The following is a 15620-nucleotide window of genomic DNA, read 5'->3' on the forward strand; positions in this document are numbered from 1 at the left end:
ATTTTACTTCACTTGTTTTTAAGAACTTTCATTCTTGAAACTCAAGCTAAAGCAAAATGTTTCGATTTTGCAATCAATTACTACCCATTTTGAATACACACATATCATCACAATAATGTGTATTCACTTTACTTCTTCCATTTTGTTAAAGAACAGTCTAGTTAAAAACTAGAAGTAAATATTCACTTGGCTTTAAACACCAAAGTAACACTTACTTCTAATTTCTTACATACAGCATCAAATACTTGGTGGAGGATAACGGGATCGAACCGTTGACCCCCTGCTTGCAAAGCAGGTGCTCTCCCAGCTGAGCTAATCCCCCATTTTCAGGTGAATCTGGTGGGTCTGGATGGACTCGAACCATCGACCCCCGCCTTATCAAGACGGTGCTCTAACCAGCTGAGCTACAGACCCTCAAGGTTTACTAGCGTTTCCGCCAATGTTTGGTCAATCATTGATGCTGCTGACTACTAACAACTGATAAGTGTGAATGCTTGCAAAGTAAAGACGTCTCTAGAAAGGAGGTGATCCAGCCGCACCTTCCGATACGGCTACCTTGTTACGACTTCACCCCAGTCATGAATACTACCGTGGTAATCGTCCTCCTTACGGTTAGACTAACTACTTCTGGTAAAACCCACTCCCATGGTGTGACGGGCGGTGTGTACAAGGCCCGGGAACGTATTCACCGCGACATGCTGATCCGCGATTACTAGCGATTCCGACTTCATGTAGTCGAGTTGCAGACTACAATCCGGACTACGATCGGCTTTCTGGGATTGGCTCCACCTCGCGGCTTGGCAACCCTCTGTACCGACCATTGTATTACGTGTGAAGCCCTGGCCATAAGGGCCATGAGGACTTGACGTCATCCCCACCTTCCTCCGGTTTGTCACCGGCAGTCCCATTAAAGTGCCCAACTAAATGATGGCAATTAATGGCAAGGGTTGCGCTCGTTGCGGGACTTAACCCAACATCTCACGACACGAGCTGACGACAGCCATGCAGCACCTGTGTTAACGTTCTCTTTCGAGCACCAATCCATCTCTGGAAAGTTCGTTACATGTCAAGGCCAGGTAAGGTTTTTCGCGTTGCATCGAATTAATCCACATAATCCACCGCTTGTGCGGGCCCCCGTCAATTCCTTTGAGTTTTAATCTTGCGACCGTACTCCCCAGGCGGTCTACTTCACGCGTTAGCTGCGTTACTCATGGATTTTACTCCACCAACAACTAGTAGACATCGTTTAGGGCGTGGACTACCAGGGTATCTAATCCTGTTTGCTCCCCACGCTTTCGTGCATGAGCGTCAATATTATCCCAGGGGGCTGCCTTCGCCATTGGTATTCCTCCACATCTCTACGCATTTCACTGCTACACGTGGAATTCTACCCCCCTCTGACATATTCTAGTCTTGTAGTTTCAAACGCAGTTCCCAAGTTGAGCTCGGGGATTTCACATCTGACTTACAAAACCGCCTGCGCACGCTTTACGCCCAGTAATTCCGATTAACGCTTGCACCCTACGTATTACCGCGGCTGCTGGCACGTAGTTAGCCGGTGCTTCTTATCAAGGTACCGTCATTAACACAGTTTATTCGACTGCATCGTTTCTTCCCTTGCGAAAGAGCTTTACAACCCGAAGGCCTTCTTCACTCACGCGGAATGGCTGGATCAGGCTTTCGCCCATTGTCCAAAATTCCCCACTGCTGCCTCCCGTAGGAGTCTGGACCGTGTCTCAGTTCCAGTGTGGCTGGTCGTCCTCTCAGACCAGCTACTGATCGTCGCCTTGGTGAGCTTTTACCTCACCAACTAGCTAATCAGATATCGGCCGCTCCATTAACGCAAGGTCCGAAGATCCCCTGCTTTCCCCCGTAGGGCGTATGCGGTATTAGCCAACCTTTCGATTAGTTATCCCCCATTATTGGATACGTTCCGATACATTACTCACCCGTTCGCCACTAATCATTCTAGCAAGCTAGAAATCATCGTTCGACTTGCATGTGTAAAGCATTCCGCCAGCGTTCAATCTGAGCCAGGATCAAACTCTTCAGTTTAATTTCTGACTATTACTTTTTTCCTCTTGCGAGGTGGTTATTTCGCTTTTGCTTTATTACTTAAGATAATTAAGTAATGACTCAAATTCATTGTCAAGGTTTGTATTACTACAATCTTGTCATAAATTTAAGTGTAAGCACTTGTTTTTCTGAGTCTGATCTTAATGCCAATCAACTAAGTTAAATTTTAATGTAAACACTAAAACAAGTTAGTTGCGATTAAGTCAGCTGCTTCATTCACAAGCACCCACACTTATCAGTTGTTATATTGTTAAAGAACTTTTCGTTTCCGTCGTTACGCTTTGCGTTAACGAGGTGCGCATTATACAGAGCTTTTATCGCCCGTCAACCTTAATTTCGTAATATTTACTAATTAAAATTAACCGTATAACACACCATAAATACTTGGTTGCGGGAACAGGATTTGAACCTGTGACCTTCGGGTTATGAGCCCGACGAGCTGCCAGACTGCTCCATCCCGCGTCCGGCTCGACATCACTTAATACATGTTGCGTCGAGAGGTGAGACTATAGCAAAGGCGGATGGCTTCTGCAAGAACTATTGTGAGAATTTATGATAAATACAATCAGCTTACTGGGCCGATTTCAGTAAACCCCATATAGATTAACAACTTAGTTAAATTAAGCCATTAATGCACGAACGCGCACTAAATCACTTTCTGTATCCACACCTGCTACAGGTGCGTTATCTGAAACGCTTACTGCTATTTTGTAGCCTTGATATAAGACACGCAATTGCTCCAAACATTCAAATTGTTCTATCGCGGCTGGCGCAAGATTAGCATACTGCTTTAGAAAACTAGCGCGATATGCATATATACCTATATGCCTATAAGCAGGAATACCTAACACCAGTTCATTCGCACTACTATATGTATCCCTAGGATACGGAATAGGCGCTCGGCTAAAATACATGGCATAGCCATTTACATCCACCACTACTTTAACCACGTTAGGGTTGGTAAAGTCTGTTTTTTCTGTAATAGCGTGGCAGGCGGTCGCCATGACTGCATGACTGCTCGCCGATAGGGTTTTAGCAACCTCAATAATAAGGTTAGCATCGATTAACGGCTCATCACCCTGCACATTAACCACAATCGCATCATCATGCCAGCCTTCGATAGCGGCAACCTCGGCAATGCGATCCGTACCGCTTACATGATGAGCATTTGTCATCAAAGCGGCATAACCATGTTGATGAACAGCTGTTGCCACCCGCTCATCATCTGTAGCCACGATCACTTGTTTAGCCCCACTATTTTTTGCGCGCTCGGCCACCCACACGACCATAGGTTTCCCTGCAATATCTAACAGAGGCTTCCCTGGTAATCTGGTACTTGAATAACGCGCAGGAATTACTACATGAAATTCTGGCACTGCTTCTGAGCAATTATGCAATTTCTTCATCATCCGCGAGTTTACGAGCCTCATCTTCCAGCATCACAGGAATACCATCACGAACTGGGTATGCCAAACGCGCCGATTTAGAAATCAGCTCATTAGTTGCTTTGTTATAAATCAAAGGCCCCTTGGTGACTGGGCAGACTAGAATCTGTAAAAGCTTTACATCCATTTAATTTCTCAATCTATCTAGTTTATTTAATATGACGGTCATCAACTGCGCATCAATCTCCGCACTTACGGGCAACACCCAGAAATTAGATTGGGCAAACGATGCACATTTAACCGCATCTTTTTCGGTCATGATGACGATATCCGTTTCAAGACTCGCAAAATCCTGCGCGCAATATTGATAATGATCATTATATGCCTTGCGTTTAAAATTCAAACCCATCGCACTTAATTGGTTAAAAAATCTATCTGGATTACCGATGCCTGCAATTGCTGTGATGGACTTTCCTGCAAAATCTGCTGGTGCCAGCACCGATTGACGATGAAGAAGATTGTAAAAGCTAGCCGCCTTTAATTGCATTTCTATAAGCGGTGGCGTGACAAGCGCATTTAAATTGAATGCGGATCCATTACTTACGATTGCATCTACCGTTTTCAATCGGCTTTGTTGCTCACGTAGCGGACCTGCCGGCAGAAGTAAGCCATTACCAAATCTCTTTGTACTATCAACAACCACCAGCTCCACATCTCTTTGCAATGCATAATGCTGCAGACCATCATCACTAATCAGAATATCGCACTCGGGGTGTGCTTTCAACAAAGCCAAGCCAGCCTCCGCTCGCTGCGCCCCAACAAAAACAGGGCATGCAGTACGCGTGGCAATCAGAACTGGCTCATCACCTACGGCAGAAGGCCTACTCTTAGGCGACACTGAAGCAATGCCAACCAAATTGCTTTCATAGCCACGGCTAATAACGCCAGGCGTATATCCAGCTTGCTTTAAATGCTCTGCCAGCCAGATCACCACTGGAGTTTTGCCTGCGCCACCTACGTTGATATTGCCGACAACAATAACGGGAACATGAAGTCGGTAGCTACTTAAAAAGCCCCGCTTGTAGAGAGATCGCCTAAAGGCGGTGACTATTAAGAAAAGCCAAGAGAGGGGCAATAGCAGCAAATGCCACAGCGTGAAAGTAAGCCACTGCTTTTGCAACCAATTAGCCATCACACTCACATTTATGCGCTAAATTGCTTTTGATATAACTTGGCATAGTAACCATCAAGCGTCATTAACTCTTGATGCGAGCCAGACTCAACAATACGGCCATGCTCCATCACCATGATGCGATCTGCGTTCTCGATTGTGCTCAAGCGATGAGCAATGACAATACTGGTGCGATTACGCATCAATGCATCCATCGCTTGCTGTACATGCTGCTCAGACTCGGTATCTAGCGCAGAGGTTGCCTCATCCAACAATAGAATTGGCGCATTTTTAAGAATAGCACGTGCAATGGCTAGGCGCTGACGCTGGCCACCAGAGAGTTTCACACCGCGATCGCCAATTTCATTTTGCAAGCCATTCGGCAGTTGCTGGATAAACTCCCAGATATGGGCTGCTTTTGCTGCGGCCACAACCTCTTCTTCCGTGGCGCCACGCAACACACCGTAGGCAATGTTATTGAAAATAGTATCATTGAACAAAATAATATCTTGGCTAACCAATGCAAATTGCTGGCGCAAATTTTTAAGCTGTATGGTGCTGCAGTCTATGCCATCTAACAACACAGCACCCTGCTCTAAGGCATAAAATCTAGGCAGTAAATTTACCAGCGAGGTCTTACCACCACCAGAGCGCCCAACCAGTGCAATCTTTTCACCTGCTTTGATACTAAAGCTCAAATTGTCTAATGCGGGCTTATGGGTGTCAGCGTAATGCAAGGTAACGTTTTTAAACTCGATATCGCCTTTTGCTCGCGCTATCGTCGCATTTCCTTGATCCACTTCAGGCTGGCTGTCTACAACCTCAAAAATACTTTGCGCTGCAGTCAAGCCGACTTGCAAGTCTTCGTTAGCGGCGGCGATATGTTTAATAGGTGAGATTAGCATTAGCAAAGCGCCAACAAAGGCAGCAAACTCACCTACGCTGAAATTACCAATCGCATAGTAAATCACCAAACCCAATGCCAAGGCTGCAAATAACTCAACAACAAAACTGCTAAGGCCCGCAATACGTGCTACGCGTAATTCTATTTTCCGGTTATTGGCGATAATCTGAGCGAAACGGTTAAACTCAAAATCTTGTGCGCCAAAAATCTTAACGATTCGCTGCCCAGCAATTGCCTCTTCTGCAGTTTTAGTCATTTCACCAACACTATGCTGTACCTGCTTAGCGTTTGACTTTAACTTAGGCGTCATCTTTTTTAAGTACATTGCGATAAATGGCAGCACAATCGCAAAAATCAGCGTCAAGCGCCAATCCAAATACAGCATATACCCAATCAAGCCCACCACAGTTAATGCATCGCGCAGCACGTTCATCCAAGACCGTGTAGTTGCAGTTGAGAGGCGCTCCACATCATAGGTAAATTTAGAAACCACTGAACCCGCTGACCTTGCATCAAAATACTGCACCGGCAACAACATCAGCTTGGCAAACATTTCCCGGCGAAAATCTTCCACCACACGCCTTGCAACCACACGCATACAGTAATCTGAAATAAACCCAGCAACACCTCTTGCTACCATTAGGGCAACCACCATCAGCGGTAATAATATAGTTTGGCTTTCCGCTTTTTTCGCGAAGCCTTCGTCAGTAACCTGCTTGATTAACGCCAGAAATGCGGTATTACTGCCAGCGAGCAGCACTAACGCGAAAATGCTCACCATAAAAATGTATTTGTATTGCCACGCATAATGAAACAAACGCAAATATAAAACCTTTGCGTTTGGTATATGCACTGCCGTATTTATTTTAGATTTGGATTTTTTAAGATTTGAGTTAGACATGGGCTAACGTCTATTTAGAATTGAAAGAAAATGCAAAAAGGATTGAGTATTTGAAACTCAAGACCCAGATTGCACTTGTGTAGCAAATGTAATTTTTGAGTAGCCAGCTACTCGCGACGCTTCCATTACATTCACTACAGACTGATGCGTAGTGTTTGCATCAGCATTAATCACGATAGTTGGCTCTTGGGTGCCGACCTTTGCTGCAGCCTGCAACGCCGCACTAATTGCGGCCACTGAGCCGTCAGCCAAAGGCTTACCGTCAATCAAATATTTACCGGTAGCATCTACAGCCACTTCAATTGTCAACGGTTTATCCTGAGGTGCATTAGCCTCGGCAGTTGGCAGATTAATCTGCAACTCGTTCGTGCGTGAAAATGTAGCGCTGACAATCAGAAAAATAATGATCACCAACAATACATCGATCAACGGAATAAAGTTGATTTCTAGCTCTTCGTGTTTTTTCCCACGCTGAAAATCCATTTGGTGCTTCCTTAAACTATCGCGCTAATTACTGACGTTCGCCATGAATAATTTCAACCAACTTAATGGCTTGCTGCTCCATCTCAATCAGCAACGCATCTACTTTTGTGCGGAAATAGCGATAGGCAATCATCGCAGGCACGGCCACTACGATACCCGCAGCAGTGTTATATAAAGCGACGGAAATACCACGCGCAAATTGTGCTACGTCGTGCCCTTGCGTAGTAAACGCACCGAACAACTCAACCATACCAATCACTGTACCTAACAAACCGAGTAAAGGTGATACCGTGGCAATGGTGCCTAGTGTAGAAAGATATTTTTCCATCTGATGCGCAACCGCACGCGCGGTTTCTTCGATAGACTCTTTGGTCACTTCACGTGAGTTTTTAGCATTGGCCAGCGCCGTTGCAAACACGCGACCCAATAGAGAGTGTTGTTCTAAGCGATTAATTGTATCTTTGGTGATGCCGCCTTTGGCTAACCAAGCCTGCAACTCTGGTAATAGATTTTTAGGGGATACGATGTTCTCGCGCAACGCAAAACTACGCTCGCCTATAATCGCCACAGCAATAACTGATGCAATAACAAGTGGCCAGATCGGCCAACCAGCAGCTAGAATGATTTCCCACACAGTTAAATTCCCCTCAAATCAATACTCAATAAAATTCTGTGACTAATGCCTTAATATCAGGCCCAGCGATACTTTAGCTTGTCATGTGCTTTTGGGCAAGCGCTAGCATCATTCATTACATCTGCACCGCAGTCAAATACAACCACTCACCACAGCATTCTCAACAGCTCAAGGCACTCTCACCTGCTATTACATACCTTCTTTTAAAAAACAGTATGCCAATAGCGCTTTTGCTGATTTCGCCAAGCATTAACTTCAATCTGCGCTGAAGATTGTGTTTTATGAAAGCTCAGCGTAACCGCACCGTGATAATCTGAACGCATAATTTTACTGTCTATCGTTTGATATCTAGCCACAACCTCCGGCCTTGGATGCTTAAATCGATTTAAATATCCAACAGTGAAAATGGCGATACTGGGGGCTACTGCTTCAATAAAGTCTGGGGCAGACGACGTTTTGCTGCCGTGGTGCGGCACCACCAAAACATCGCTTTTTAACAGAACACTGTCTTGGTGTGCGGCAAGTAAGACAGACTCTCCCCTGCGCTCAATATCGCCCGTTAGCAGCAAACTGCCCGATGCACTCGTCACTTTTAATACACAACTACGATCATTATCTTTAATTTCACTGTATTCATAATTCTGTAAGCTAGGGTGCAGCACTTCAAAATCCACCCCATCCCAATGCCAGCTCTGCCCTGCGTAGCACTTCATCTGCTCGGTATTGATTGGGATCAATGTGGTGTCAGGCAGAGAACTGGCAAACCATCCAACTGGCATTAATGCCAACACCGAGGCCATGCCGCCACTATGGTCGTTATCATCATGCGTTACAATAAAACCATCTAGTTTTTGCACACCTTCACCCTGCAAAAATGGGACAACAATTCGGCTGCCGGCGTCGCTTTGCTGGTTAAATTTAGCGCCTGCATCATAAAGCAAGGTGTGTTGTGAGGTCTGCACCACTACACTCAAACCCTGCCCCACATCTAACACCGTGACTTTCATGTCGCCATGCATGGGCCTAACCGGCTGTATTAACAGCATAGGTAACAAGCCAAATACACCTAACCACCGCATAGGCCATCCGCTAGGCAGCAACATCCACACCACACCAAGCAACGCTGGCACTAGTGTCCACAATGCAGGCGCATGCTGCTGCCAGACCGCAACCGGCAATTGGTTTAACCAACGCAAAAAGACAACACAGTAATCCAGCAGGTAATAAGCTAGATGCAATGGCCAATCAATAGGTAAAAAACTGCCTAACAAAGCAAGCGGCGTGACAAAAAAGCTAATTAATGGGATTGCAACGGCATTTGCCAGCGGCGAGATAATCGATGCCTGATGAAACATGATTAACAGTAATGGCAACATGCCGATTGTGACTGCCCATTGCGTTCGCACCGCAACTTTTAGCCAGTGTGGCTGCGCTACCCTAGCACCCATGGCAAAACTTAACAGAGCAACTGCGCCAAAAGATAGCCAAAAACCGGCAGAAATTACGGCCCATGGGTCGATGAACACGACAATGAGTAAAGCCAACGCCAATACTTGCGTAATTGCAAACTGCCGCCCGCTCCACAATGCGACACCAAATACCATCAACATATACAAAGTACGCTGCGTTGGCACCGAAAAACCAGCAACCAACCCATAGGCAAGCGCTGTGATAACGGCAGCAAAAGTTGCGGCTTTACGCGTTGGAATTTGATTAGCAAAGTGCGGAATGCGCCGCCAAACAAAGCTCACCAACATAAACATCAACCCAGAAAGCATGGTGATATGTAGGCCCGAGATACTCATCAAATGGGTAATGCCAGTGCGTAAAAATAACTGCCAGTCCTGTACCGAAATCTGGCTATCATCCCCCATCACCAGCGCTTGTATCACCCCATTATATGGCTTATCGGCCAGCACATTGGCGATGCGCAGCTTAACCAGTTGGCGAATACGCTCGACCACATATTGCGGCTGCCAGACAAACGCATCAAGCATGGTAGGCTTGCCTTTCACACTGCCGGTGGCACGAATATTCTCAGCTAATGACCATGACTCAAAATCAAAACCATGTGGATTTTGTACGCTGTGCGGGCGCTTAAGCTTGGCCGTTAAACGCCAACGCTGACCAGGCTGATAATCCAAGAATTGGCTGCCATCTTGCACTTGGGTTAGGTAATCGCGTTTGCGGTAAACACTAAGCGAGATATGCTTGGGAACAACTGCATTTTTAGTGACTACACGTTCAACCGTAAAATTAAAACGCGTACCCTGCTCAGTCAGTGCCGGCACGCTTGCCACCACACCAACCAATTCGATAGGCTTGTTTTGCCAATGGGCAGGCAGCGCATCGGCTAGTCGGAGGCTGGCAAAAGCTGCAGCCCAGAAGAAGCCGAGCATCACTGCAATTAACAACCACAACGGCAGTCGGAACAGGGCAATGTATCTAAATTGCGTGCTGCGGAGATAAAGATAAATGCAAACAAAAGGTAAGATTATTAATAGCGACCAGATCAGGTCTGGCAGCACTGGCATTTGCTGCAAACAGAATGCACCTAAAACAAACCCCAGTGCAAAAACAATCATGTGCTACAAAGTCACCAACTGACCGTCAATCAGCTTGTAACGCCGCTGCATTTTTGCTGCCAGTTCCAAGTCATGCGTTACCACCACTAAACTCACATGCTGAGTCTGATTCATTTCCAGAAGCAAATCAAACACCGCATGCGCCGTGTGCCGATCCAGATTGCCAGTAGGCTCATCGGCAAGAATGCATTGCGGCGCAGTGACCATGGCACGCGCCAACGCGGCACGCTGACGCTCCCCGCCAGAAAGCTCGCCTGGCATATGCTCCAAACGATGCTTTAGCCCGACTTTTTCCAGCATTTCGCTCGCGGTTGTAAGTGCTTGCTCACGCGCAACACGGCGAATCAAAAGCGGCATGGCTACGTTTTCCAGCGCTGTAAATTCTGGCAACAGATGATGAAATTGGTACACAAAGCCTAGGGACTGATTACGTAAATTACCCTTTTGTGCTTCAGACAATTTTGCAAGGTTCTGGTCAAGGATGTGCACATCGCCACTGCTAGGAATATCTAACCCACCCAGCAAATGCAACAACGTACTTTTGCCAGAACCGGAAGCGCCGACGATAGCGACTTGCTCACCAGTATTGACGCTTAAATCAATGCCATTCAGCACTGCAACATCTAGCCCCTGATAGGTTTTATACAAACTCTGACATGCAATCACTCGCTGTGAAATCTGGCTACTCATAACGCAACGCCTCTGCTGGGTTGATTCTACTGGCTTTAAAACTCGGGTAGAGCGTTGCTAGTAAACTTAAGAAGAATGAAACCGTGACGATAGTGGCAACATCCGACCAGATTAAATCGGATGGTAAATCACTAATGTAGTAAACATCTTTTGCCAAAAACTGCACGTTAAACAGGCCCTCTATAAACGGGATAATGGTATCGATATTGAGTGCAATCAAAATACCAAATAACGCGCCTAATGCGGTGCCAATCACGCCAATCAACGCGCCTTGCACGATGAATATTTTCATAATACTGCCTGGGCTGGCGCCAAAGGTACGCATAATGGCAATATCAGCACGCTTGTCGGTCACTGCCATCACTAAGGTAGAAACGATATTAAAAGCAGCCACCGCCACAATCAGCGTCAGAATAATAAACATGACGCGTTTTTCCATTTGTACTGCGCGGAAAAAATTAGCATGCTGGCGTGTCCAGTCAGAGACGTAATAATCACCATTTCTATTGGCTTGTGCATTGAGTTGGTCAGAAATATGCGCGGCCACAGTCGGTGCATCAAACAAGTCAGCAAGTTTTAAACGTACGCCAGAAACCTTATCGCCCATCCGGTATAGCTTGGCGGCGTCATCAAGATGAATCAGCGCCAAACCGGCATCGTACTCATACATCCCGATTTGGAACAGGCCAACCAAGGTAAATTGCTTCAAACGCGGGACCACACCGGTAGGCGTGAACTGCCCTTGCGGCGCCATTAAAACCACTTTGTCGCCAATTTGTGCACCTAGCGCCTGTGCTAAATCTACACCTAAAATAATGCCGAACTCTCCAGCGCGCAAATCTTCCAGCCGGCCCACTTTCATGTGTTTACCTAGGTCGGCTACTTTATCTTCCGCGCTAGGAATCACACCACGTACGATTGCCCCTTGCACGCCTTGATCATAACTCAACATGGCTTGTGCGCTAATGTAAGGAGCGCTCGCCTGCACATTGGGCTGCCTGGCAGAAAAAGCCGCTACCGACTGCCAATCTGTGAGCTGATTACCACCACCCGTCACTTCCAAATGTGAGGCCACGCCTAAAATACGGGTACGTAGCTCTTTTTGAAAACCATTCATCACCGAAAGTACAACAATTAACGCCGCTACCCCAAGCGCAATGCCTATCATACTGGTCAAAGAAATAAATGAAATAAAGTGATTTTTGCGCTTGGCGCGTGTGTAGCGCCAACCGACAAATAATTCGTATGGTAAAGATTTCATAGGGCAGATTTTAGCAGGCTTCTAATCGTTATCTAGTGTTATCTGTTAAAATTCCAATTATGTTTACAGGAATCATTCAATCAGTCGGCGCAATCACGCAAGCCAATCCCATTGGCGCAGATATGCATCTTTTTATAGCCAGTGCAGCGCTCGATATGAGCGATGTGAATCTAGGCGACAGTATCGCAGTCAATGGTACGTGTTTAACCGTGGTTAACATGAGCGAATCACACTTTGAGGCACACGTCTCTCTGGAAACGCTCTCCGTGACCGTCGGACTAGATAAGACCCATCCTGTCAATTTGGAAAAAGCCCTGCGTTTATCCGATCGGCTTGGTGGGCACTTAGTGAGCGGGCACGTAGATGGCGTGGGCAAGGTGCTAAAATTTCAGTCTTTAGGCGAGTGCTGGCAACTGGATATTCGCGCACCGCATGCCATATCAAAATACATTTCGATTAAAGGCTCCATTTGCGTCAATGGCGTGAGTCTCACTGTGAACAAAATCACGGGGGATGATTTCAGCATCAATTTAATACCGCACACACTGGAGCACACCACCTTAAATCTTTTAAGTGAAGGGTCTCCTGTGAATCTGGAAGTAGACCAGATTGCACGTTACGTAGAGCGCATGACACAGTGGTCAACAGAAGACCAAATGGCAACACAAGTATCACCAGAAAAGCAGGGGCACTAGCCATGAATCACACAGAAACACTTATGAACAACATAAGCCCAGCCAAAGAAATTATCGAAGAAATCAGACAGGGCCGCATGGTGGTGCTGGTCGATGACGAACACCGTGAAAATGAAGGCGACTTAGTGCTTGCAGCACAATTTGCAACGGCCGAACATGTCAACTTTATGGCAAAGTATGGGCGTGGCCTGATTTGCCTAACACTCACAGAGTCACGCTGCCATCAGCTCAATTTGAGCAAAATGGTACAAAAAAACGGCGCACGCATGGGCACCAACTTTACCGTATCTATTGAAGCGGCTGAAGGTGTCACCACCGGCATTTCTGCTGCTGACCGCGCCAGAACGATACAAGCAGCCGTAGCGAAGGCAGCTAAACCGCAAGACATTGTAAGCCCAGGCCATATTTTCCCGCTTAGTGCTATGGATGGTGGCGTATTGGTGCGAGCTGGCCATACCGAAGCCGGCTGCGACTTAGCACACCTTGCAGGCCTAGAGCCGGCAAGCGTCATCTGTGAGATTTTAAAAGATGATGGCAGCATGGCGCGCTTGCCTGACTTAATGACATTTGCTGCGGAACACAAGCTTAAAATTGGCACGATTGCAGACTTAATCCACTATCGCGCTGAGACTGAAAGCCTGATTGAGCGTTCTGCAGAGCGTATGGTGCAGACCCCTTACGGTGAAATGAAGCTGATTGCGTACCAAGATAAAATCGCCAAAGAAACACACCTAGTGTTAATTAAAGGCACGCCAAGCCCAGAGCAAGAAGTGTTGGTACGCGTACACGAGCCTTTGTCTATTTTTGATTTATTGGATAGCTCTAGCTGCACGCATAGCTGGAACACACTAGAAGCGATGAAAACGATTGCCAATGCAGAAGCTGGCGTCATGATACTGCTACATCATCAAGAGTCTAATGAAACCATTGTGGACCGCATCAAAGGTGCGGATGAACCGATTCGCGTCAATCAAGAACTACGCACCTACGGTATCGGCTCACAAATATTGCTGGACTGTAATGTTCGCAAAATGAAACTAATGGCTAACCCGCGAAAAATGCCTAGCATGGCAGGCTTTGGCTTAGAAGTAACCGGCTATTTAGAAGCAACGAAATAGGCTTAATCTTATGTCTTTAGATAACATCAACCTTACTGGCCACTTTCTTATCGCTATGCCCAACCTAGCTGACCCTTACTTTGCTAAGTCCGTCACCTTTATTTGCACCCATAGTGAAGAAGGCGCCATGGGCATTGTGATTAACCGCCCGACTGATATGACCTACGAAACCCTGTTTGATAAGATCAATATCAAACTAGAAGATACAGCTATTGCAAGTAATCCTGTCTTGTTCGGTGGCCCAGTGCAACCTGAGCGCGGGTTTGTATTGCATGAACCTTGCGGTGACTGGGATAGCTCAATTACGATTAATGATCAAACATCACTCACTACCTCTAAAGATATTTTGGAAGCAGTAGCGGTGGGCACCGGGCCCAAAAAACTACTATTTTCTTTAGGTTACGCTGGATGGACACCTAACCAGCTAGAGCAGGAAATCGTACAAAACAGCTGGCTCTCCGTGCAGGCAAAAGACATTAACACCCTCAATAAAATTTTATTTGAAACACCGCATGAAGAGCAATTCAATGCTGCCATGAAACTATTGGGATTTGACCCTGCCATGCTGTCAGACGTTGCAGGGCATGCCTGACAGCAATTACATTATCTATGCAAATAATCGATAACGAAAAGGTTTACAACCAAGCACACGTGCAATCTGGCACTGTACTTGCCTTTGATTTTGGGGAAAGACGCATCGGCATTGCCGTTGGTGAGCACTTGCTCGCCAGTGCCACCCCGCTCATGACGATTGATAATGAAAGTAACGAGATTCGTTTCCAAATCATCACCAAACTTGTCAGCGAATGGCAACCGCGGCTGTTAGTGGTGGGCTTACCTTTAAGTTTAGACGGTACCGAGCATGCAGTGACGCAGTTATGCAAAAAATTTGCACGGCGCCTGAATGGTAGGTTTAACCTGCCTGTGGCACTCATCGATGAGCGCTATAGCTCGGCAGAAGCAAGTCAGCTACTAAATGAAGCGGGCATAAGAGGCCGCGCACAAAAAGAAATGCTAGACCAAGTAGCAGCACAAACCATATTACAAAGCTATTTTGATCAGGCGCCTAAATAAGATTACGTTTGCACCTAAACTCAATTTAGTGTGCACTCCATTAAGAATGACAAGTAACTAGGAATATTCAGTAAAATAACAACATGACTGATGCCAACCACACCCTCGACCATAGCCAACTGCCTGATGCAGAAGCTTTACTTCTCATACTTGCGGACAAACTCAAACCGTTACTTAAAGCTAATACCGCTTTAGTCGGCATTCATAGCGGCGGTGTGTGGCTGATGCAGCGAATACTAGTGCTGTTGGCAGACAAAATTAAATCACATCAAATTGAGCATGGCACGCTAGACGTTTCTTTTTACAGAGACGACTACGCACAGCGCGGCCTGAAAGCAGAAAACCGTCCGAGCCAGATAGCATTTGACGTAGAGGGCAAACATATCATTTTAATTGATGATGTGTTCTATACCGGCCGCACCACGCGTGCAGCAATGAATGAACTATTTGACTACGGCAGACCTGCCAGCATCACGCTAATCGCACTGATTAACCGTGGCGGCCGCGAGCTACCAATCGCCCCGCAAATTGTTGCGGCAGACCTATTATTAGCCGCATCACAACACCTACAGTTAACCCAGCTAGCTGATGGTAACTTAGCCTTAGAACTTACTCCTCAACACAATAGTGCGAGACCATAACA

General features: G+C 46.4%; 14 protein-coding genes, 3 tRNA genes and 1 rRNA gene. 5 read left to right on the forward strand and 13 right to left on the reverse strand.

What is annotated here, in order from left to right; translation table 11 throughout:
• Positions 1-246: 246 nt before the first annotated feature.
• From ACSSU7_RS06195 to ACSSU7_RS06255, 13 genes are all read right to left on the reverse strand, one after another.
• Positions 247-322, reverse strand: a tRNA-Ala gene (locus ACSSU7_RS06195).
• Between the two features lie 15 nt (positions 323-337).
• A tRNA-Ile gene (locus ACSSU7_RS06200) sits at positions 338-414 on the reverse strand.
• Positions 415-517: 103 nt separating this feature from the next.
• Positions 518-2055: ribosomal RNA gene (locus ACSSU7_RS06205) — 16S ribosomal RNA — on the reverse strand.
• 406 nt (positions 2056-2461) lie between these two features.
• Positions 2462-2538, reverse strand: a tRNA-Met gene (locus ACSSU7_RS06210).
• Between the two features lie 158 nt (positions 2539-2696).
• A complete protein-coding gene (gene kdsB / locus ACSSU7_RS06215) occupies positions 2697-3482 on the reverse strand; it encodes a 3-deoxy-manno-octulosonate cytidylyltransferase (protein WP_492517767.1) in 786 nt (261 codons plus the stop codon).
• Entirely contained in the window at positions 3466-3648 is a 183-nt protein-coding gene (locus tag ACSSU7_RS06220) for a Trm112 family protein (RefSeq protein WP_492515711.1), read from the reverse strand. Before ACSSU7_RS06220 ends, kdsB begins: the two co-directional genes overlap by 17 nt.
• The gene (gene lpxK, locus ACSSU7_RS06225) at positions 3649-4653 is read right to left on the reverse strand and encodes a tetraacyldisaccharide 4'-kinase (protein ID WP_492515712.1); all 1005 of its coding nucleotides are present in this window, start codon (positions 4651-4653) and stop codon (positions 3649-3651) included. It abuts the gene before it with no gap.
• An 11-nt stretch (positions 4654-4664) separates the two neighbouring features.
• Positions 4665-6437 carry a lipid A export permease/ATP-binding protein MsbA gene (msbA, locus tag ACSSU7_RS06230; protein WP_492515713.1) on the reverse strand — a complete coding sequence of 591 codons (1773 nt, stop codon included), beginning with the start codon at positions 6435-6437 and terminating at the stop codon, positions 4665-4667.
• Between the two features lie 57 nt (positions 6438-6494).
• Entirely contained in the window at positions 6495-6920 is a 426-nt protein-coding gene (locus ACSSU7_RS06235) for an ExbD/TolR family protein (protein ID WP_492515714.1), read from the reverse strand.
• A 28-nt stretch (positions 6921-6948) separates the two neighbouring features.
• Entirely contained in the window at positions 6949-7554 is a 606-nt protein-coding gene (locus tag ACSSU7_RS06240; RefSeq protein WP_331020286.1) for a MotA/TolQ/ExbB proton channel family protein, read from the reverse strand.
• Positions 7555-7757: 203 nt separating this feature from the next.
• Positions 7758-10139, reverse strand: coding sequence for a DNA internalization-related competence protein ComEC/Rec2 (locus ACSSU7_RS06245; protein WP_492515715.1), 2382 nt, complete (start codon positions 10137-10139; stop codon positions 7758-7760).
• A gap of 3 nt (positions 10140-10142) precedes the next feature.
• Entirely contained in the window at positions 10143-10829 is a 687-nt protein-coding gene (gene lolD, locus ACSSU7_RS06250; RefSeq protein WP_492515716.1) for a lipoprotein-releasing ABC transporter ATP-binding protein LolD, read from the reverse strand.
• Positions 10822-12090, reverse strand: a complete 1269-nt coding sequence (locus ACSSU7_RS06255) for a lipoprotein-releasing ABC transporter permease subunit (protein ID WP_492515717.1) — start codon at positions 12088-12090, stop codon at positions 10822-10824. Before ACSSU7_RS06255 ends, lolD begins: the two co-directional genes overlap by 8 nt.
• A 59-nt stretch (positions 12091-12149) precedes the next feature.
• Here ACSSU7_RS06255 and ACSSU7_RS06260 point away from each other — a divergent pair, with 59 nt between their 5' ends.
• The 5 genes from ACSSU7_RS06260 (at position 12150) to pyrR (ending at position 15618) form a co-directional block, all read left to right on the forward strand.
• Entirely contained in the window at positions 12150-12785 is a 636-nt protein-coding gene (locus tag ACSSU7_RS06260; protein WP_492515718.1) for a riboflavin synthase, read from the forward strand.
• Positions 12786-12808: 23 nt separating this feature from the next.
• Complete coding sequence (ribBA, locus tag ACSSU7_RS06265; RefSeq protein WP_492515719.1) at positions 12809-13903, forward strand: bifunctional 3,4-dihydroxy-2-butanone-4-phosphate synthase/GTP cyclohydrolase II; 1095 nt, start codon at positions 12809-12811, stop codon at positions 13901-13903.
• 10 nt (positions 13904-13913) lie between these two features.
• Positions 13914-14495, forward strand: a complete 582-nt coding sequence (locus ACSSU7_RS06270; RefSeq protein WP_492515720.1) for a YqgE/AlgH family protein — start codon at positions 13914-13916, stop codon at positions 14493-14495.
• Positions 14496-14512: 17 nt separating this feature from the next.
• On the forward strand, positions 14513-14977 hold the full coding sequence (gene ruvX, locus ACSSU7_RS06275) for a Holliday junction resolvase RuvX (protein WP_492515721.1): 465 nt from the start codon (positions 14513-14515) through the stop codon (positions 14975-14977).
• A gap of 83 nt (positions 14978-15060) precedes the next feature.
• Positions 15061-15618 (forward strand): bifunctional pyr operon transcriptional regulator/uracil phosphoribosyltransferase PyrR, encoded by a 558-nt coding sequence (gene pyrR, locus ACSSU7_RS06280; RefSeq protein WP_492515722.1) that lies wholly within the window; start codon positions 15061-15063, stop codon positions 15616-15618.
• Positions 15619-15620: the final 2 nt, after the last annotated feature.

This window comes from Methylotenera sp. E1MeOHC1 (assembly GCF_058745595.1).

Bases quoted from the DNA above. Each gene is read 5' to 3' on its own strand.
- kdsB (WP_492517767.1), bottom strand. From the start codon at position 3,482: ATGAAGAAATTGCATAATTGCTCAGAAGCAGTGCCAGAATTTCATGTA.
- ACSSU7_RS06220 (WP_492515711.1), bottom strand. From the start codon at position 3,648: ATGGATGTAAAGCTTTTACAGATTCTAGTCTGCCCAGTCACCAAGGGG.
- lpxK (WP_492515712.1), bottom strand. From the start codon at position 4,653: ATGGCTAATTGGTTGCAAAAGCAGTGGCTTACTTTCACGCTGTGGCAT.
- msbA (WP_492515713.1), bottom strand. From the start codon at position 6,437: ATGTCTAACTCAAATCTTAAAAAATCCAAATCTAAAATAAATACGGCA.
- ACSSU7_RS06235 (WP_492515714.1), bottom strand. From the start codon at position 6,920: ATGGATTTTCAGCGTGGGAAAAAACACGAAGAGCTAGAAATCAACTTT.
- ACSSU7_RS06245 (WP_492515715.1), bottom strand. From the start codon at position 10,139: ATGATTGTTTTTGCACTGGGGTTTGTTTTAGGTGCATTCTGTTTGCAG.
- lolD (WP_492515716.1), bottom strand. From the start codon at position 10,829: ATGAGTAGCCAGATTTCACAGCGAGTGATTGCATGTCAGAGTTTGTAT.
- ACSSU7_RS06255 (WP_492515717.1), bottom strand. From the start codon at position 12,090: ATGAAATCTTTACCATACGAATTATTTGTCGGTTGGCGCTACACACGC.
- ACSSU7_RS06260 (WP_492515718.1), top strand. From the start codon at position 12,150: ATGTTTACAGGAATCATTCAATCAGTCGGCGCAATCACGCAAGCCAAT.
- ribBA (WP_492515719.1), top strand. From the start codon at position 12,809: ATGAACAACATAAGCCCAGCCAAAGAAATTATCGAAGAAATCAGACAG.
- ACSSU7_RS06270 (WP_492515720.1), top strand. From the start codon at position 13,914: ATGTCTTTAGATAACATCAACCTTACTGGCCACTTTCTTATCGCTATG.
- ruvX (WP_492515721.1), top strand. From the start codon at position 14,513: ATGCAAATAATCGATAACGAAAAGGTTTACAACCAAGCACACGTGCAA.
- pyrR (WP_492515722.1), top strand. From the start codon at position 15,061: ATGACTGATGCCAACCACACCCTCGACCATAGCCAACTGCCTGATGCA.